The organism is Quadrisphaera sp. DVD1 (assembly GCF_058932755.1).
The window spans coordinates 18424-35412 of the sequence record NZ_JBZYWI010000011.1 but is presented as its reverse complement, the minus strand read 5'-3'; the positions used below and the strand labels follow the sequence as shown (position 1 = coordinate 35412).

Below are 16989 nucleotides of genomic sequence, written 5' to 3'. Positions count from 1 at the left end.
GGCAGGCGCTCCACCTGCGCGGCCAGCTCCGCCATCCGCGCCCCGGCGCGCCCCACGTCGCCGGCGACGGCGAGGCCCTTGCGGACCAGGCCCCACACCAGCGCGCCCAGCACGACGAGCGCCGCGACCACGAGCACGGCCCACACGAGCACCCACCACCACATGCGCGGCAGCCTAGCCAGCGCTCGGTGGGGCGCCGGACGAGGCGGTGGTCAGGCGCCGGTCAGGCGCGGTGGCGGCGCAGGTCCGCCTCCGACGCCGCGGCCGCGACGTCCAGGCCCTCCATCGCGAGGGTGAAGTCCAGGACCTCGTCCCAGCTGATCGCCGGGCCGACGCGCTCCTCGAGCACCTCCGAGGGCACGTCCCAGCGCTCGGCGGGCACCCCGCCGGAGGTCAGCAGGCGGATGACGTCCTGGCCGGCGTGCTTGCGCACCTCCTCGCGGCAGGTGCCGCAGTCGAACGCGTAGAACGACCACGCCTGCACCGAGCACACCACCAGCCGCACCTGCACCGGCGTGAGCTCGACATCACCGCAGCTGGGGCACGAGGCCTTGATCGTGGTCACTGGGCCCACCTCCGCGAACCTGCCGCCCCCGCGGGTGCGGCGGGCTGACCCACGAGGTGTCGGCGGCGCGCAGGGCCACCTTGAGCGGATCAGCCGCTGGAGCCGGTCGGGTCCTCGTACTGGGCCAGCGCCTCGCGGGCCGCCTGGGCGACGCCCTCGGCGAGGTCGGCGGGCTCGACGACCCGGGCGCTGCCGCCCTGGCCGAGCAGCAGCCGGCGCAGCCAGCGCGGGTCGGCCGTGCGCAGCTGCACCCGCAGCCCTCCACCGGGCAGCTCCGTCGTGGTCTCCACCGGCACCTGCTCGGCCACCCAGCGCGCCGCGTCGTCCAGCTCGAGGGTGACCCGCAGGTCGTCGCTGGAGGGCTGGAACAGGCCGTCGTCGACGTCGCGCGCCACGGCCTCCGGCGGAGGCGTGCCGTCGGCGTCCAGGAGCTCGGCGTCCAGGACGCGGTCGAGGCGGAACAGGCGCACCCCGGTGGAGCGGTGGCACCAGCCCTCCAGGTACCAGTGGCCGTCCACGGCGAGCACGCGCATCGGGTCCACGTGCCGCTCGGTGGTCTCGTCGCGGGAGGGCACGAGGTAGCGCAGGCGGATCCGGCGCCGCTCGCGCAGCCCCGCCCGGGCGGTGGCCAGGGCGCGCTCGGCGCGGGCGGCGGTTCCCGCGCCGAGCGGGGACTGCGGCGCTGTGTCGGCGGACAGGTCCACGCTGACGGCGCCGGCGGCCGCAGCGGCCTCCCCGGCGGCGCTGGAGAGCTTGGCCAGCGCGCCCGTGAGGGCCTCGCGGTCCCCGGCCCCGGGCACGTCGAGCAGGGTGCGCAGGCCGGCGAGGAGGGCCAGCGCCTCGTCCAGGCCCAGGCGCAGCGGGCGCGCGATGGCGTCGGCGTTGCCGAGGTAGACCCGCCCCGACTCCCACTCGGCCTCGATGAGGTCGTCGGGCATGTGCCCCGGCGTCCCGCAGACGAAGAGCAGCTCGAGGTCGCGGACCAGCTGGTCCTCGGTGATCGCGAAGTGGCGGGACGCCTGCTCCAGCGGCACGCCCTGGTGCTCCAGCAGCCACGGGACCATCGCCAGCAGCCGCGACAGCCGGTCGGCGGCGGAGGTCGCCGGCGGTGGCGTCGGGCGGCGCTCGGACCGGGACGCCTCCGGGGAGCGGGCGCTCACGCCGCGCCCCCGCCCTGCGCGGCGACGACCCCGCGCAGGCGGCGCAGCACGGCCTCGCGCAGGTCGTCGGGCTCGAGCACGAGCGCGTCCGGCCCGGCGGCGGCGACCTGCTGGGCCAGCTCCTCGGCGTCGCGGAACGGCACGGCCACCTCCTCGGCGCTCTCGTCGGTGGTCCCCGTGGCCCCCCCGCGCAGGCGCAGGGAGTGGGCGGCCCCCGCGCGCAGCCGCAGCCTGGCGGTGCGCTCGGGGGCGTCGGCGTCCAGGCGCGAGACCAGCGAGCGCCCGTCGACGTCGGCCGGCACCTCGTAGGAGGCGGCCGGGCCGGTGCGGGTGACCGAGCCCTCCACGCGGCTGAGGCGGAAGACCCGGGTGGCGTCGCGGTCGGTGTCGTGGCCCACGACGTACCAGCGCCCGTGCCACGACGTCACCTGCCAGGGCTGCAGGTGCCGGACGGCGGCCGGTCCGGTGCCGGCGGTGCGGTAGCGGAAGCGGACGGGAACGCGGTCGCGGGCGGCGGCGTACAGCGGCTCGAACGCGGGCTCGCGGGTGCGCACCCGGGGCTCGACGCCGACCAGGGAGTCCTCGTCGGGCTCGACGCCCAGCGCGCGCAGCTTGACCAGGGCCCGGGCGGCCGGGCCGCCCAGGCTGGCCTGGGCCCACACCCGCGAGGCCAGGCCGAGGACGGCGAGCTCGGCGGGGGTGAAGGACACCGCGGGCAGGGCGTAGGCCTCGCGGTCGATGCGGTAGCCCTGCTCGTCCTCGAACCACGCCGACTCCCCGCCGGTGACCAGCGGGACGCCGAGCTCGCGCAGCTCCTCCTTGTCGCGCTCGAACATCCGGTCGAACGCCTCGGCGGTCGCGCACTCGGCGTACTGGGGCACCGCCGCGCGCACCTGCTCCTTGGTCAGCCAGCTGCGGGTGGACAGCAGGGCGATGACGAGGTTGAGCAGGCGCTCCGTGCGTCGGGCTGACACCCGATCAACGCTACCGCGCCGGAGTGTCGGTGGTGGCCCCCATGCTCGGGGGGTGACGCAGGCCCCCGCCCTCCCCCGCAGCCCGCGGCAGCTGCTCGACGTGCGCACGATCTACGCCGAGCCCGCGGCCCTGGAGCTCGAGCGCGGCCAGCAGGTGCTGGCGCGCTGGCCCGGCGCCACCGTCGTCGAGGTGCCCTCGGCCGCGCGGGTCGAGGGCCTGCACGACGAGGCCTCCAGCGTCGACCGCTGGGTGCGCACGAAGACCGAGGTCCTGGCCCTGGGCGTGCGCAAGACCCTCGCGGCGCGGCGCAACGAGCGGTCGGCGAACTGGATCGCGCCCTCGACCGCCAACGGCTGCGCGATGGCGTGCGCCTACTGCTACGTGCCCCGGCACAAGGGCTACGCCAACCCGATCACCGTCTACGCCAACATCGCCGCCGTCGTCGGCTACCTCCAGCGCCACGTGGCCCGCCAGGGCACCAAGCCCGCCCCCGACCAGTGCGACCCGAGCGCGTGGGTCTACGACATCGGGGAGAACAGCGACGCCTCGGTGGACGCGCTGGTCAGCGACAACGTGCGCGACCTCGTCACGGCCTTCGCCGCGATGCCCACGGCCAAGGCGAGCTTCGCCACCAAGCACGTCAACCCCGACCTGCTCGGCTACGACCCGCGCGGGCGCACCCGGGTGCGCTTCTCGGTGATGCCGGCGGAGATGGCCAAGCTCGTCGACGTGCGCACCGACCCCGTCTCCGCGCGGATCGCGGCGGTCGACGACTTCGTCGCCGCGGGCTACGAGGTGCACCTCAACCTCTCCCCGGTCGTGGTCCACGAGGGCTGGCTGGAGCAGTGGGACGCCCTGCTCACCGAGCTCGACGACGTCCTGTCCCCGGCGGCGAAGGCCCAGGCCGCGGCGGAGGTCATCTTCCTCACCCACAACGCGGGCCTGCACGAGGTGAACCTCGGCTGGCACCCGAAGGCCGAGCAGGTGCTGTGGCGCCCGGAGATCCAGGAGCCCAAGCGCTCGGGCAACGGCATGGAGAACGTGCGCTACCGCGCCGCGTGGAAGGCGACCTGGCGCCAGCGCCTGCTCGACCTCGTGGCGGCGCGCACCCCGTGGCTGACGGTGCGCTACGCGTTCTGAACCCGGCTCACCGCGGCGCGCTCACAGGCGGTGTCTGACAGGCGGGCGTCTCACAGGCGGGCCAGGGTCGCCGGGTCCGGCTCGCCCCCGAAGTAGCGGGCGAGCACCGCGGCGAAGACCGGCTGGTCGGGGTCGGCGCGGGCGAACAGCGTCATCGAGGAGCGCAGCTTGGCGGCGTCGACCGGCCCGAGCACCGTCTGCGCGTCCGGGGCCAGCGCGGGGTCCGCGTCGGCGAGGGCGCGGGCGCAGGCGAGCAGCCGCGGGCCGAGGACCGGGTGGGCCAGGTAGGCGCGGGCCTCGGCCAGTCCGGACAGGCCGTAGCGCTGCGCCATCGCGCTGGTGCCCAGCCCGGCCACCTGCGGGAGGACGAACCACATCCAGTGGGTTCGCTTGCGCCCGGCCACCAGCTCGGCCAGCGCCGTGGCGTGGGTGCCGCCGGCGTCCTGGGCCTGGACGAAGCGCTGCAGGTCGAAGGGGTCGGGCTCGCTCACGCGGCCATCCTCGCGGAACGGGCGAGGGAGGGCACCCGCCGCAGCAGGAGCCCTCCCTCGTCAGTGCGCCGGGGCGCTGGTCAGCGCACGCCGACCAGGTCCACGACGAAGATCAGCGTCTCGTTCGGCCCGATCGCGCCACCGGCGCCGCGCGAGCCGTAGCCCAGGTGCGGCGGGATCACGAGGCGTCGGCGGCCGCCGACGCGCATGCCGGTGATGCCCTGGTCCCAGCCGGCGATGACCTGGCCGACGCCGACCCGGAAGTCCAGGGGCGCCCCGCGGTTCCAGGAGGCGTCGAACTCGTCGCCGGTGGACCAGGCCACGCCGACGTAGTGCGTGCTCACCGTGGAGCCGGGGGTGGCCTCCGGGCCGTCACCGACGACCTCGTCGGTGATCTGCAGCTCGGTCGGCGGCTCGCCCTCGGGGAAGTCGATCTCGGGACGGGTGGGCTGGCTCACGGGGAGGACCTCCGGGTCTGGGGTGGGGGGTGCGGTCTGGAGCGGTCAGCTGGCGGCGAGGATGTCGACGACGAAGACGAGCGTGTCCGTGCCGGAGATCCCGGCGTCGGGCTGGCCCGCCTCCCCGTACCCCTGCGCGGGCGGGATCACCAGCAGCACCTGGCTGCCGACGGCCTGGCCGGTCAGCCCGGTGCTCCAGCCGGGGATGACGCCGTTCAGCGGGAAGCTCGCCGGCGCACCGCGCTGCCAGGAGGAGTCGAAGACCGCGCCGGTGCCGTAGACGACGCCGGTGTACTGGGCGGTGACCGTCTGGTCGGCGGTCACCGCGGGGCCGCTGCCCTGGATGAGGGTCTGGGCGACGAGCTCGGTGGGGGCGGCCACGCCCGAGGGCACCGTGACCGTCGGCTCGCCGGTGGCCTCGTCCAGCGCCACGGCCGGCAGGCCCTCCGGAGGCGTCACCGGGGTGCCCTCGGCCCGGGGGGAGCCGCTGCTGGTGAGGTCGAGCAGGATCACGAGCGTGTCGTCGGACTTCACGCCCGCGTCGGCGAGGTTGGCCTGGGGGCCCTCCTCCGGCGGCACGGCGGTGAGCACCTGCGAGCCGACGGTCGCGTCCTCCAGGGCCGCGGCCACGAAGGGCGGCGTCTGCTCGGAGCCGACGACGAAGTAGTCCGGCGCCACGGTCCAGTCGGGGTTGCTCAGCGCCTTGCCGTCGCGGCCGTTGACGGCGACGAGGCGGACGCCGACCAGGTCGCCGTCGGCGATGGGCTCGCCCTCGCCCTCGGTGACGACCTTGGTCTCGGTCTCGGTCACGCGCAGCGGGCCGTCGACGGTGAGGGTGGGAGCGGTGCCCTCCTCGGTGGCGGCGGTGACCTCCACGGAGTCCAGGCTGCCGCTGGCCCCGTCGCCACCGTCGTCGTCGTTCCCGGAGCTGCAGCCCCCGACGAGGAGGAGCACGGGCAGGAGGACGGGCACGGCGGGGCGGAGCAGGCGCATCGCACGACCCTAACCCCGCCGCCTGGGAGCCGGCTGACCGCCGCCGCTCACATGGAGGCGATGAGGCGCTCCACCCGCTCGTCGACGGAGCGGAAGGGGTCCTTGCACAGCACGGTGCGCTGGGACTGGTCGTTGAGCTTGAGGTGCACCCAGTCGACGGTGAAGTCGCGCCGCTTCTCCTGGGCGTGGCGCACGAAGTCGCCGCGCAGCTTCGCCCGGGTGGTCTGCGGGGGCACCGAGGTGGCCTCGAACACCTCGATGTCGCTGGTCACGCGCTCGACCATGCCCCGGGCGGCGAGGAGGTTGTAGAGCCCGCGTCGGCGGGAGATGTCGTGGTAGGCCAGGTCGAGGCGGGCCACCCGGGCGTCGGCGAGGTCCAGGCCGTGGCGGGCCTGGTAGCGCTCCAGGAGCTTGAGCTTGATCACCCAGTCCAGCTCGCGGTCGACGAGCGACAGGTCGCCCTCGCGCACCGCGCGCAGGCCGCGCTCCCACAGGTCGAGCACCCGCTTGTCCGTGGGGCTGCGCACGCCGACGTCCTCGACGAACGCCTTGGCCCGCTCCAGGTACTCCTCCTGCACCTCGAGCGCGCTGATCTCCCGGCCGCTCGCCAGCTTGATCAGGCGCCGGCCGGTCAGGTCGTGGCTGACCTCGCGGATCGCGCGGATCGGGTTCTCCAGCGCGAGGTCGCGCAGCGCCACCCCGGACTCGACCATGCGCAGCACGAGGTCGACCGAGCCGATCTTGAGCATCGTCGTCGTCTCGGACATGTTCGAGTCGCCGACGATGACGTGCAGGCGCCGGAAGCGCTCGGCGTCGGCGTGCGGCTCGTCGCGGGTGTTGATGATCGGGCGCGAGCGGGTCGTGGCGCTGGAGACGCCCTCCCAGATGTGGTCCGCCCGCTGGGACAGGCAGTAGACCGCCCCGCGCGGGGTCTGCAGCACCTTGCCGGCGCCGACGAGGAGCTGGCGGGTGACGAGGAAGGGGATGAGGACGTCGGCCAGGCGGGAGAACTCGCCCTGGCGGGGCACGAGGTAGTTCTCGTGGCAGCCGTAGGAGTTGCCGGCGGAGTCGGTGTTGTTCTTGAAGAGGTAGACCTCCCCGCCGATGCCCTCCTCGGCCAGGCGCCGCTCGGCGTCGACGGTCAGGCCCTCGAGGATCCTCTCCCCGGCGCGGTCGTGGACGACGAGGCGGCGCACGTCGTCGCACTCGGGAGTCGCGTACTCGGGGTGGGAGCCGACGTCGAGGTACAGGCGGGCCCCGTTGCGCAGGAAGACGTTGCTCGAGCGCCCCCAGGAGACCACCTTGCGGAAGAGGTACCGGGCCACCTCGTCGGCGGACAGGCGCCGCTGCCCGTCCGCGGCGCAGGTGACCCCGTACTCGGTCTCCAGCCCCAGGATCCGGCGGTCCATGACCTCACACTACGTCGCTGCACCGGCGGCGCGGTGCGGGGTGCTGGGGGCGGGCCCGAAGGGCTTGGCGAGGAAGACCAGGTCGCCGTCGGGGGCGTCGTCCGGGCGCGGCACCTCCAGGTACCCGCGGCGGCGGTAGAGCGCGAGGTTGCCGCTCGAGCCGGCGCCGGTGAACAGGGCCGCCTCGCCCGCCCCGGCGCGCGCGGCCACCCGTTCGACGGCGTCCATCAGGGCGTCGGCGATGCCGCGCCGGCGGGCGTCGGGCGCGACCGCCAGGCGCGCGAGGTCGGCCACGAGGCCCCCGCCCGCGCCTGCGGGGCGCAGGTGGAGGCGGATCGTCCCCACGATCCGCCCGGCGCGGCCGAGCCCGTCGCCGCCCTCGGCCTCGGCCACGACCACCGCGGTGGCCGGGTCGGCCAGGGCCGCCGCGACGTCCTCCACCTGCTCGCGCAAGGGCGGGATCGTCAGGTCGCCGTAGCGCTGGCCCTCGGTGAGGAAGGCGGCGCGGGTGAGCACGTGCAGCTCCCCGGCGTCAGCGGGCTCGCCCGCGCGCAGCAGCACCGCGGCCTCAGCGGGGGGTGTCGTCGGGCAGGCCGCTGTGGCCCCCGGCCACCGTCCCCGAGCCACCGCCGCTGGGGGCGCCGCGCTCGGCGCTGCCGCCCGGGGACGCCGGTGCGCCGGCGAGCAGGGTCTCCAGCGCCGGCCCGGACAGGCGGCGGAAGGCCCGGCGCGGGCGGTCGCGCTCGAGCACGGCCACCTCGAGGACGTCGGCGCCGAGGCGGCGGGCCGGGCCACCGGCGGGGTCCGGGGCCAGCCCGCGCAGGGCCAGCTGCAGCACCGCGCCGAGGTCCATGCCGGGCTCCCAGCGCTCGCGCAGCTCGCCGGCGACCTGGTCGGCCTGCCCGCCCATGACGACCACGCCGCGCTCGTCGGCGACGGACCCGTCGTAGGTGAGGCGGTAGATCTGGTCGCCGCCGACCTCGCGGCCGACCTCGGCGACGACGATCTCGACCTCCAGCGGCTTGGCCTCGGTGGTGAACACCGCCCCCAGGGACTGGGCGTAGGCGTTGGCCAGGCCGCGCGCGGTGACGTCGGCGCGGTCGTAGGAGTAGCCGCGGAAGTCGGCGTAGCGCACCCCGGCGACCCGCAGGTTCTCGAACTCGTTGTACTTGCCGACCGCGGCGAAGCCGATCCGGTCGTAGATCTCGCTGACCTTGTGCAGCGCGCGGGAGGGGTTCTCGGCGACGAAGGCGATCCCGCCGGCGTACTCGGCCACCACCACCGAGCGGCCCCGGGCGATGCCCTTGCGCGCGTAGTCGGCCTTGTCCTTGATGAGCTGCTCGGGCGAGACGTAGAACGGCATGCTCATCGGCGCCGGCCCTCCTGGTCGGACGTGCGGTCGGCGAGCACGGCGGCCACCACGGTGGCCAGGTGGTCGTCGTCGGCGCGGGTGTAGCCGTCGGCGGTGACCGTGGCGACCACGGGCCAGATCCGGCGGACGGCGTCCGGACCGCCGGTGGCGGAGTCGTCGTCGGCGGCGTCGAAGAGGGCCTCCACGGCCACCCGCACGGCCTGCTCGGCGTCCAGGCCGGGGCGCCACAGCTTCTTCAGCGCGCCGCGGGCGAAGAGCGAGCCGGAGCCGACGGAGTGGAACTCGTGCTCCTCGTAGCGGCCGCCGGTGACGTCGTAGCTGAAGATCCGCCCCTGCCCGCGGTCGAGGTCGTACCCGGCGAACAGCGGCACCACGGCGAGGCCCTGCATGGCCAGGCCCAGGTTGCCGCGCACCATCGTGGCCAGGCGGTTGGCCTTGCCGTCGAGGCTGAGCAGCGCGCCCTCGATCTTCTCGTAGTGCTCCAGCTCGACCTGGAACAGGCGCACGAGCTCGACGGCCAGCCCGGCCGAGCCGGCGATGCCGACGCAGGACCAGCCGTCGGCGGGGAAGACCTTCTCGATGTCGCGGCTGGCGATGAAGCTGCCGGCCGTGGCGCGGCGGTCACCGGCCATGAGCACGCCGCCCTCGAACGCGAGCGCCACGATCGTCGTGGCGTGCGGGGCGTCCGGGGCCGCGGCGGTGGGCAGCACGCGGCGGCCCGGCAGGAGCTCGGGCGCGTGGCCGCCGAGGAAGTCGGTGAAGGACGCCGACCCCGGCGTGGTGAACGCCTGCGGCAGGCCCGGTCCAGACGTCACTGGCCGCCCTTCTGCGTGTACTGGCGCACGAACTGCTCGGCGTTGGACTCGAGCACGTCGTCGATCTCGTCGAGCAGGGAGTCGACGTCGTCCTCGGCGGTCTGGGCCGCGCTCTGCGAGGTGCCGGTGGGCAGGGGGGCCTGCTCGGCGTCCTCGGTCTCGGCGCTCTCGCGGCGGGACGGGCGCTGCTGCTCCTGGCTGGGCATCGGGTGCCCCCTTCGGGACGCGGTGCGGTGGACCTGCTGGTCCGGATGATCGTAGGCGCAGCCCCTGACGGCGGGCGTGGCAGCATCGACTCCCGTGAGCGAGCCCACGGACGTCCCCGCCGGTCCCCCTCGCGCCGGAGCGCTCTCGGCGCTGCTGGCCGCCCGCTCGGAGGGCACCGGCGTCGGCTTCCCCGCCGCGGTGCGCTCCCACGTGCTGGCCGACCCGGCCGCGGCGCTGGCCGACGCCGTGGCCTGGGGCGCCTCGCCCGACCCCGCCGAGCGCCTCGTGGCCCTGGAGGTGCTCGGCGCGCTGGCCTCCCCGTGGTCACCGGCGCGCGCGGAGCGGGTGCTGCCCGTGCTGCTGGACCAGGCCGCGGCGGCGGCCGCCGCTCCGCAGGAGGACCTGCGCTGGGTGGCGGCGAAGGTCCTGGCCCACGCGGGCCCGGCGGCCGTGGCCGCCCTCGTGGCGCTGACCGGCGACCCGGACGGCGACGTGCGCTGGCAGGCGGTCTCCTCCCTCCCCCTGGCGGCGGGCAGTCCGCCGGCCGGCGAGGCGGTGCAGGGCCTGCTGGCGGCCCTGGCCGACGAGGACGCCGAGGTGCGCGACCAGGCGGTGTTCGGGCTCGGTCTGCAGCTGGACGTCGACACCCCCGCCGTCCGCGACGCCCTGGCCGCCCACCTCGACGACGAGCGGGGCGACACCGCCGCGCAGGCCGCGCGAGCCCTGGCCCAGCGCGGCGACGAGCGGGTGCTGGAGGTGCTCGTACGCCGTCTCGACCCACCGGACGAGGAGTCCCTCGCCGACCTCGAGGACGGCTGGGTGGAGGCGGCCGCCGACCTCGCCGACGCCCGCCTGCTGCCCGTGCTGCAGGCCCTGCGCGCGCGCACCGACCTCGACGAGGCGGTGGTCGAGGAGGTCGACACGGCGATCGCCCGCTGCAGCGCCTCCGCCTGACCGCTCATCGCGGGAGGGAGGCCACCGGCGCCCTCGCCGTGCCAGGCTGGCGCCATGGGAGCTGAGGGCCCTCGCGTGATCGGGATGCTGGGCGGGATGAGCTGGGAGTCCAGCGCGGAGTACTACCGCCTGGCCAACGAGCTCGTGCGCGAGCGCCTGGGCGGGCTGCACTCCGCCCGCCTCGTGCTGGCCTCGCTGGACTTCGCCGACGTGGAGCGGCTGCAGATGAGCGGCCGGTGGGACGAGGCCGGGCAGCTCCTGGCGGCAGCCGCGCGGGGGGTGGAGGCCGCGGGCGCGGACCTCCTGCTGATCTGCACGAACACGATGCACAAGGTCGCCGACGAGGTGCAGGCCGCGGTCTCGATCCCGCTGCTGCACCTGGCGGACGCCACCGCCGCGGCCGTCGCGCGGGCGGGGCTGTCCACGGTCGGGCTGCTCGGCACCGCGTTCACCATGGAGCAGGACTTCTACCGCGAGCGCCTGGCCGGCCACGGCCTGACCGTCCTGGTGCCGCCCGCGGAGGACCGCGCGCAGGTGCACCGGATCATCTACGAGGAGCTCGTCCTGGGGGTGGTCCGCGAGGACTCGCGCCAGGCCTACCGCGAGGTGATCGCGCGCCTGCGGGACGCCGGCGCCGAGGGGGTGGTGCTGGGCTGCACCGAGATCGAGCTGCTCGTCACCGCCGCGGACAGCCCCGTCCCGCTCTTCCCCACCACGCGCCTGCACGTGGAGGCCGCGGTCTCCGCGGCCCTGGCCGACGGCCCCCGCTGAGCGCGGGTCACCCCCGCCCGCGAGCGCCGAACCACCGGGGCAGGTGGGCGAGCAGGTCGCCCTGGTCCTCCCCGACCCACACCACGTGGCCGTCGGGGCGCAGCAGCGCCGCGGGCAGGTCGAGGTGCTCGGCGGCGTCGATCACGTCGACGACGTGGTCGACGCGGTCCTCCCAGCCGGCCACCGAGAGCCGGCCGCTCTGGTCGAGCAGCAGCCCGCGCCCGGCGTGCAGGAGGGCGTACAGGCGCCCGCGCCCCAGCTGGACGTCGCGCAGCCGGCGGCCGAGCAGCGGGTGCCCCTGCCCGACGTCGTAGCGGACGTCGAGGGCGGCGACCCGCTCGGCGAGGTACCGGCCGACGTCCTCGAGGTCCATCAGCTCCGAGACCAGCCGGCGCACCGCCTGGGGACCGGGCTCGGGCGAGAGCAGCTGCATCTGGGCGCGGGTGAGGTCCAGGACGTCGGCGGCCACCGGGTGCCGCTCGGCGGAGTAGCTGTCCAGCAGCCCCTCCGGTGCCCAGCCGGCGACCTCGGCGGCCAGCTTCCAGCCGAGGTTGAACGCGTCCTGCAGCCCGAGGTTGAGCCCCTGCCCGCCGACCGGGGGGTGGACGTGCGCCGCGTCCCCGGCCAGCAGCACCCGGCCGGTGCGGTAGCGCTCGGCGAGCCGGGTGGCGTCGCCGAAGCGGGAGAGCCAGCGCGGTGAGTGCGCGCCGAAGTCAGTGCCGGCGTGCCGCCGCAGCTGCCGCTTCACCTCCTCCAGGGTCGGCGGGACCGAGCGGTCCTCGGCCACCCCCTCGGCGGGCACGACCACGCGGTACACCCCCTCCCCGAAGGGCCCGAGGCCGAACCGCAGCTGGGTCCTGCGCACGCGGGCCACCACGGCGGCCACCTCCTCCGCCGAGGCGGTGACCTCCACCTCCCCGAGCAGCGTGTCGACCCGGCTGGGCTCACCGGGGAAGGCGACGCCGAGCAGCCTGCGCACCGTGCTGCGCCCGCCGTCGCACCCCACGAGGTACCGCGAGCGCAGCCGCGTGCCGTCGGCGAGCTCGGTGCTCACCCCCTCGTCGTCCTGGCTCAGCCCGACCAGGGAGGCGCCGCGCCGCAGCTCGGCGCCGAGCTCGGTGGCGCGCTCGGCCAGCAGGCGGTCGGTGGTGGGCTGCGGGATCGCGAGCACGTACGGGTGGGCGGTGTCGACGTGGGGCGGCGGCGGCTTGGCGATGGCGGTGAAGAAGCCGCCGAGGGGGTGCTGCTGGCCGAGCGCGAGGAACCGCTCCAGCAGGCCGCGCTGGTCCAGCACCTCCACGCTGCGCGCGTGCAGGCCGAGCGCGCGCACGTGCGTCGGCGGCTGGGCCTCCCTCTCGAGCACCAGCACGCCCACGCCGTGCAGGCGCAGCTCGCTGGCCAGCATCAGGCCCGTCGGCCCGCCGCCGGCGACGACCACGTCGATCACAGCTCCCCCTCCGCGCGGTCTCGCCCTCCGCCCGTGGACTGTGGAGCACCGCCCGGGTCTTGCCGCAAGCCCCCGGCGCCGCGCTACGGTGACCGTGGCGGGGGGCGTCCGGACGCCACGCCGCTCCACGCCCCTGCGCCTCACCCCGAGCGCAGGAGAGCCCGTGAGCACCCCCACCAGCCCGACCACCGCGGTCCCCGCAGCGGTGCTGCGCGCGGCGCCGAAGGTGAGCCTGCACGACCACCTCGACGGAGCCCTGCGCCCGGCGACGGTCGTCGAGCTCAGCGAGGCCGAGGGCATCGCGCTGCCCACGAGCGACCCGGCCGAGCTGGGCGCCTGGTTCCTGGCGCAGTCCACGACCGGGTCGCTGGTCGACTACCTGCGCTCGTTCGACATCACCACCGCCGTGCTGCACCGGGCGGCGAACCTCGAACGGGTGGCCCGCGAGTACGTCCTGGACCTCGCGGCCGACGGCGTCGTCCACGGAGAGGTGCGCTGGGCGCCCGAGCAGTCGGCCACCGGCGGCCTGGGGCTGGACGAGGCGGTCGAGGCGGTGCAGGCCGGCCTGGAGGCCGGCGCGGCCGAGGTGCGCGCGGCGGGCGGCTCGACGACGGTGACCCTGCTCCTGTGCGCGATGCGCCAGAACGCCCGCGCCGTCGAGATCGCCGAGCTGGCCCTGCGCCACCGCGAGCGCGGGGTGGTGGGCTTCGACATCGCCGGGCCGGAGGCCGGCTTCCCGCCGAGCGCCCACCGCGCCGCCTTCGACCTGCTCGCCGCCTCCTACCTGCCCGTCACGGTGCACGCGGGCGAGGCGGACGACCTGCCCAGCATCGCCTCCGCCCTGCTGGACGGGCGCGCCCTGCGCCTGGGCCACGGCGTCCGCCTCGCCCTCGACATCACCGTCGACGCCGCGGGCCGGCCGGTCCTCGGGCCGATCGCCTCGTGGGTGCGCGACCGCGGCATCGCGCTGGAGCTCAGCCCGACGTCCAACCTGCACACCGGGGCCTTCGCGCACTGGGGGCGGAGCATGGCCGAGCACCCCTTCGACCTGCTGCGCCGCAGCGGGATGGCGGTCACCGTCAACACCGACAACCGGCTGATGAGCGCGACCACCCTCACCGACGACCTGGGCGCCCTGGTGCAGGCGTTCGGCTACGACCTGGCCGATGTCGAGGAGTTCCAGCTGACCGCCGCCCGCGCCGCCTTCCTGCCCGCCGACGCCCGCGAGGACCTCGTCCGGGCCGTCCGCGAGGGCTTCGCCGCCCTCTAGGGGGCCCGCGGGGACGGCTAGGCGGTCAGCCGGCGCACGAGCTCCTCGGGCAGCGGGCGGTCGGCGTAGAGCACGAGGTCGGCAGCCGGGTCGGGGTCCTTCGCGTCCGGCCCCCGCCAGACCTGCACCAGCCCGGCCCGCTCCACGGCGCGCTGCGAGCGCGTGTTGCGCCCGGCGACGGCGGCGGTCACCGGCAGGTCGGGGCGCAGGGCCCGCGCGCACGCGGTGGAGGCCGCGGCGAGCTCCTGGGCCAGCCCCTGCCCCCAGGACTCGGGGCGCAGGGTGAAGGCGAGGTTCCACGCGTCCTCGCCCGGCCGGTTGCAGCCACCGACGCCGACGAGGCGGCCCCGCGCCGGGCCGGAGGCGGCCCGCGCCACCCACAGCCCCAGGCCGTGCCCGCGCCAGCCCTCGCTCCAGCGCTGCACCGCGGCCTCGGTGCGGCTGACCTCGGTGTGGCGCAGGAGCGGGTCGCCCTGCCAGACGCGGGGGTCGGAGTACATCGCGAACAGGTCGGGGACGTCGTCCGCGGTGGGTCTGCGGAGCACCAGCCGGGCGCTGCGCGTGTCGTCGAGCGGCTCCGGGAGCGGGCGCGGGTCGTGGGCGCCGAGGGCGGGGTCGGGCACGGGGGTCAGCGGGCGCTGAGGGCGTCGACGAGCGCCGCGGCGTCCGGGCAGCGGTCGAGCAGCGCCTGGGTGCTGGCCCGCGTCCCGCGCTGGGGCTCGAGCATCGGCACCCGCTGCAGGGAGTCGCGCCCCGGGACGTCGAAGATCACCGAGTCCCAGCTGGCGGCGACGACGTCGCGCCCGTAGCGCGCCAGGCACTGGCCGCGGAACCACGCGCGGGTGTCCTCCGGCGGCTCGGTGACCGCGGCCTCGGCCAGCGCCGGGTCGACCAGCGTCTCCACCGACCCCCGCGCCCGCAGCCGGGCGTGCAGGCCCTTGGCCGGGTTGACGTCGGCGTACTGCAGGTCGATGAGCTCCAGGCGCGGGCTGGACCACTCCAGGGCCTCGCGGTCGCGGAAGCCCTGCAGCAGCCGCAGCTTGGCCACCCAGTCCAGCTGGGCGGTCAGGCGCATGGGGTCGGCCTCGAGGTCGGTGAGCACCTGCTCCCAGCGGGCGAGGACGTCGGCCGTCTGCGGGTCGTCGGCGCCCTCCCGCGCGGCGACGTGCGCGGCGGCGGCCTCGAGGTAGCGCCACTGCAGCTGGACGGCGGTCAGCCGGGTGCCGTCGGCCAGGCGGAGCAGGTGGGTCAGGGACGGGTCGTGGCTGACGTCGTGCATCGCGGCCACCGGGCCGGCGAGGACGACGTCGGGCGCGGTGCCGGCCTCGACCATGTCGATCACGAGCGCGGTGGTGCCGAGCTTGAGGTAGGTGGCGACCTCGCAGAGGTTCGCGTCGCCGACGATGACGTGCAGGCGCCGGTAGCGGTCGGCGGTGGCGTGCGGCTCGTCGCGGGTGTTGATGATCGGCCGCTTGAGCGTGGTCTCCAGGCCCACCTCGGTCTCGAAGTAGTCCGCGCGCTGGCTGAGCTGGAACCCGGCCAGCTCCCCGTGCTGGCCGATCCCCACCCGGCCCGCGCCGGTGACCACCTGCCGGGAGACGAAGAACGGCACGAGGCCCCGCACGATCGCCGGGAACGGCGTGGCCCGGGCCATGAGGTAGTTCTCGTGGGTGCCGTAGGAGGCGCCCTTGTTGTCGGTGTTGTTCTTGTAGAGGTTGACCGGGTCCAGGCCCGGGGTCGCCGCCAGCTTCGCGGCCGCGGCGACCATGACGAGCTCCCCGGCGCGGTCCCAGCGCACGGCGTCCAGCGGCGAGGTGACCTCGGGGCTGGAGTACTCCGGGTGGGCGTGGTCGACGTAGAGCCGCGCGCCGTTGGTCAGGACGACGTTCGCCGCGCCGGGGTCGTCGGCCTCGGCCCAGGCCGCGTCCCGGCCCCGGGCGTCGGTGAGCTGACTGGCGTGCGCCGCCGAGCGGGCCACCTCGAAGCCGCGGGCGTCGCGCAGGGGCGCCTCGTCCTCGTAGTCCCAGCGGGCGCGGCGGGCGCGGGTGCCCAGCGGCGGGGCGTAGGCGGTGACCACCTGGCTGGACAGCAGCACCGGGTCGACGTCGGGGTGGCCCGGGGAGGAGACCCCGTACTCGGTCTCGATCCCCATCACCCGGCGCACGCTCATCGACGACCACCCTAGGCGTCTACCGTGAGCCCGTGACCAGCCCCGCTCCCGGTGCGCTCGCCCCGCCCGGCCCGCCCGCGACCGCGCGCCGGACCGCGAGCGCCGCTGCGCTCGACGTCGCCGCCGTGCTCGTCTTCGTCGTCTCCGGACGCCGCTCGCACGCCGAGGGCCTGGACGTCGCCGGCGTCGCGAGCACGGCCTGGCCGTTCCTGGCCGGCCTCGCGGCCGGCTGGGTGGCCGCGAACGCCTGGCGCGCTCCCCTCTCGCGGCGCACCGGCGTGGTCGTGTGGGTCTCGGCGGTGGCGCTCGGGCAGCTGTACCGGGTGCTCTCCGGCCGCGGCACCGAGGTCAGCTTCGTCGTCGTCTCGGCCGTGGTGCTCGGCGTGCTCCTGCTGGGCTGGCGCGGCCTGGCCGGCGCGCTCGCCCGGCGGACGGCGTCGCGCCCGTGAACCCCGCCCCGCTGTTCACCGCGGCCGCCGCGAGCTACACCGCCAACGTCGCCCTGGGCGTCGCGGTGGCCACCCGCGTCCTGGACACCTCCGGGTTCCGCTGGCTGCACCACGCGCTGTTCACCGCCACCGCCGCCACCGCCGGGGCCGCCGCGAGCTCGCTGCTGTGGACCCGCGACCCGCGCGCGCGGGCCGGCTGGGCGCTGCTGCCGGCCGCCGTGCCGCTCTCGCTCATCCCGTTCGTCTCCGCCCGCCGGCGCGCGCACGTCGTCCTGGCCCTGGCCGCGGCCCCCTGGTTCGCGCTGAGCGCCGTCGTCGTGCGGCGCGCGGCGAGGCGGTGACC

Annotated in this window: 20 protein-coding genes; 6 read left to right on the top strand and 14 right to left on the bottom strand. The window is 76.1% G+C overall.

The window, feature by feature from the left end:
- Positions 1–223 precede the first annotated feature (223 nt).
- From AC5FZL_RS02435 to AC5FZL_RS02425, 3 genes are all read right to left on the bottom strand, one after another.
- A complete protein-coding gene (locus AC5FZL_RS02435) occupies positions 224–565 on the bottom strand; it encodes a hypothetical protein (RefSeq protein ID WP_493616975.1) in 342 nt (113 codons plus the stop codon).
- An 89-nt stretch (positions 566–654) separates the two neighbouring features.
- A complete protein-coding gene (locus AC5FZL_RS02430) occupies positions 655–1725 on the bottom strand; it encodes a helix-turn-helix transcriptional regulator (RefSeq protein ID WP_493616974.1) in 1071 nt (356 codons plus the stop codon).
- Positions 1722–2699 (bottom strand): helix-turn-helix transcriptional regulator, encoded by a 978-nt coding sequence (locus tag AC5FZL_RS02425; protein WP_493616973.1) that lies wholly within the window; start codon positions 2697–2699, stop codon positions 1722–1724. Before AC5FZL_RS02425 ends, AC5FZL_RS02430 begins: the two co-directional genes overlap by 4 nt.
- Positions 2700–2751: 52 nt before the next feature.
- On the opposite strand from AC5FZL_RS02425, the gene AC5FZL_RS02420 reads away from it, so the two are divergent.
- Positions 2752–3840: a spore photoproduct lyase family protein gene (locus tag AC5FZL_RS02420; protein ID WP_493616972.1), complete on the top strand. Its 1089-nt coding sequence runs from the start codon at positions 2752–2754 to the stop codon at positions 3838–3840.
- Positions 3841–3890: 50 nt separating this feature from the next.
- Here the strand turns inward: AC5FZL_RS02420 and AC5FZL_RS02415 are convergent, their stop codons facing one another.
- From AC5FZL_RS02415 to AC5FZL_RS02380, 8 genes are all read right to left on the bottom strand, one after another.
- A complete protein-coding gene (locus tag AC5FZL_RS02415) occupies positions 3891–4331 on the bottom strand; it encodes a DUF1810 domain-containing protein (protein WP_493616971.1) in 441 nt (146 codons plus the stop codon).
- Positions 4332–4411: 80 nt separating this feature from the next.
- Positions 4412–4789 carry an FKBP-type peptidyl-prolyl cis-trans isomerase gene (locus AC5FZL_RS02410; protein ID WP_493616970.1) on the bottom strand — a complete coding sequence of 126 codons (378 nt, stop codon included), beginning with the start codon at positions 4787–4789 and terminating at the stop codon, positions 4412–4414.
- 45 nt (positions 4790–4834) lie between these two features.
- Complete coding sequence (locus AC5FZL_RS02405) at positions 4835–5782, bottom strand: FKBP-type peptidyl-prolyl cis-trans isomerase (protein ID WP_493616969.1); 948 nt, start codon at positions 5780–5782, stop codon at positions 4835–4837.
- Positions 5783–5829: 47 nt separating this feature from the next.
- Entirely contained in the window at positions 5830–7191 is a 1362-nt protein-coding gene (gene pafA / locus AC5FZL_RS02400; protein WP_493616968.1) for a Pup--protein ligase, read from the bottom strand.
- A gap of 9 nt (positions 7192–7200) precedes the next feature.
- Positions 7201–7752: a GNAT family N-acetyltransferase gene (locus AC5FZL_RS02395; RefSeq protein WP_493616967.1), complete on the bottom strand. Its 552-nt coding sequence runs from the start codon at positions 7750–7752 to the stop codon at positions 7201–7203.
- A gap of 7 nt (positions 7753–7759) precedes the next feature.
- Positions 7760–8560, bottom strand: coding sequence for a proteasome subunit alpha (gene prcA / locus AC5FZL_RS02390; RefSeq protein WP_493616966.1), 801 nt, complete (start codon positions 8558–8560; stop codon positions 7760–7762).
- Positions 8557–9378, bottom strand: coding sequence for a proteasome subunit beta (gene prcB / locus AC5FZL_RS02385; protein ID WP_493616965.1), 822 nt, complete (start codon positions 9376–9378; stop codon positions 8557–8559). Before prcB ends, prcA begins: the two co-directional genes overlap by 4 nt.
- Positions 9375–9584, bottom strand: coding sequence for a ubiquitin-like protein Pup (locus AC5FZL_RS02380; RefSeq protein WP_493616964.1), 210 nt, complete (start codon positions 9582–9584; stop codon positions 9375–9377). Before AC5FZL_RS02380 ends, prcB begins: the two co-directional genes overlap by 4 nt.
- 94 nt (positions 9585–9678) lie before the next feature.
- Between AC5FZL_RS02380 and AC5FZL_RS02375 the strand changes: the two genes are divergently transcribed.
- On the top strand, positions 9679–10539 hold the full coding sequence (locus tag AC5FZL_RS02375; RefSeq protein ID WP_493616963.1) for a HEAT repeat domain-containing protein: 861 nt from the start codon (positions 9679–9681) through the stop codon (positions 10537–10539).
- Positions 10540–10593: 54 nt separating this feature from the next.
- Positions 10594–11310, top strand: a complete 717-nt coding sequence (locus AC5FZL_RS02370) for an aspartate/glutamate racemase family protein (RefSeq protein WP_493616962.1) — start codon at positions 10594–10596, stop codon at positions 11308–11310.
- A gap of 7 nt (positions 11311–11317) precedes the next feature.
- Here AC5FZL_RS02370 and rox read toward each other — a convergent pair whose 3' ends face one another.
- Complete coding sequence (rox, locus tag AC5FZL_RS02365) at positions 11318–12757, bottom strand: rifampin monooxygenase (protein ID WP_493616961.1); 1440 nt, start codon at positions 12755–12757, stop codon at positions 11318–11320.
- 163 nt (positions 12758–12920) lie between these two features.
- On the opposite strand from rox, the gene AC5FZL_RS02360 reads away from it, so the two are divergent.
- Positions 12921–14027: an adenosine deaminase gene (locus tag AC5FZL_RS02360; protein ID WP_493616960.1), complete on the top strand. Its 1107-nt coding sequence runs from the start codon at positions 12921–12923 to the stop codon at positions 14025–14027.
- A 17-nt stretch (positions 14028–14044) separates the two neighbouring features.
- Here AC5FZL_RS02360 and AC5FZL_RS02355 read toward each other — a convergent pair whose 3' ends face one another.
- Together AC5FZL_RS02355 and dop are read right to left on the bottom strand one after the other, a co-directional pair.
- Positions 14045–14650: a GNAT family N-acetyltransferase gene (locus AC5FZL_RS02355; protein WP_493616959.1), complete on the bottom strand. Its 606-nt coding sequence runs from the start codon at positions 14648–14650 to the stop codon at positions 14045–14047.
- Positions 14651–14655: 5 nt separating this feature from the next.
- A complete protein-coding gene (dop, locus tag AC5FZL_RS02350; RefSeq protein ID WP_493616958.1) occupies positions 14656–16197 on the bottom strand; it encodes a depupylase/deamidase Dop in 1542 nt (513 codons plus the stop codon).
- A 32-nt stretch (positions 16198–16229) separates the two neighbouring features.
- On the opposite strand from dop, the gene AC5FZL_RS02345 reads away from it, so the two are divergent.
- Together AC5FZL_RS02345 and AC5FZL_RS02340 are read left to right on the top strand one after the other, a co-directional pair.
- Positions 16230–16646 (top strand): DUF3054 domain-containing protein, encoded by a 417-nt coding sequence (locus AC5FZL_RS02345; protein WP_493616957.1) that lies wholly within the window; start codon positions 16230–16232, stop codon positions 16644–16646.
- Complete coding sequence (locus AC5FZL_RS02340; RefSeq protein ID WP_493616956.1) at positions 16643–16987, top strand: hypothetical protein; 345 nt, start codon at positions 16643–16645, stop codon at positions 16985–16987. Before AC5FZL_RS02345 ends, AC5FZL_RS02340 begins: the two co-directional genes overlap by 4 nt.
- Positions 16988–16989: the final 2 nt, after the last annotated feature.

Excerpts from the sequence above, each read along its gene's own strand:
- AC5FZL_RS02370 (WP_493616962.1), top strand. The coding sequence starts at position 10,594 with ATGGGAGCTGAGGGCCCTCGCGTGATCGGGATGCTGGGCGGGATGAGC.
- AC5FZL_RS02405 (WP_493616969.1), bottom strand. The coding sequence starts at position 5,782 with ATGCGCCTGCTCCGCCCCGCCGTGCCCGTCCTCCTGCCCGTGCTCCTC.
- prcA (WP_493616966.1), bottom strand. The coding sequence starts at position 8,560 with ATGAGCATGCCGTTCTACGTCTCGCCCGAGCAGCTCATCAAGGACAAG.
- dop (WP_493616958.1), bottom strand. The coding sequence starts at position 16,197 with ATGAGCGTGCGCCGGGTGATGGGGATCGAGACCGAGTACGGGGTCTCC.
- pafA (WP_493616968.1), bottom strand. The coding sequence starts at position 7,191 with ATGGACCGCCGGATCCTGGGGCTGGAGACCGAGTACGGGGTCACCTGC.
- AC5FZL_RS02380 (WP_493616964.1), bottom strand. The coding sequence starts at position 9,584 with ATGCCCAGCCAGGAGCAGCAGCGCCCGTCCCGCCGCGAGAGCGCCGAG.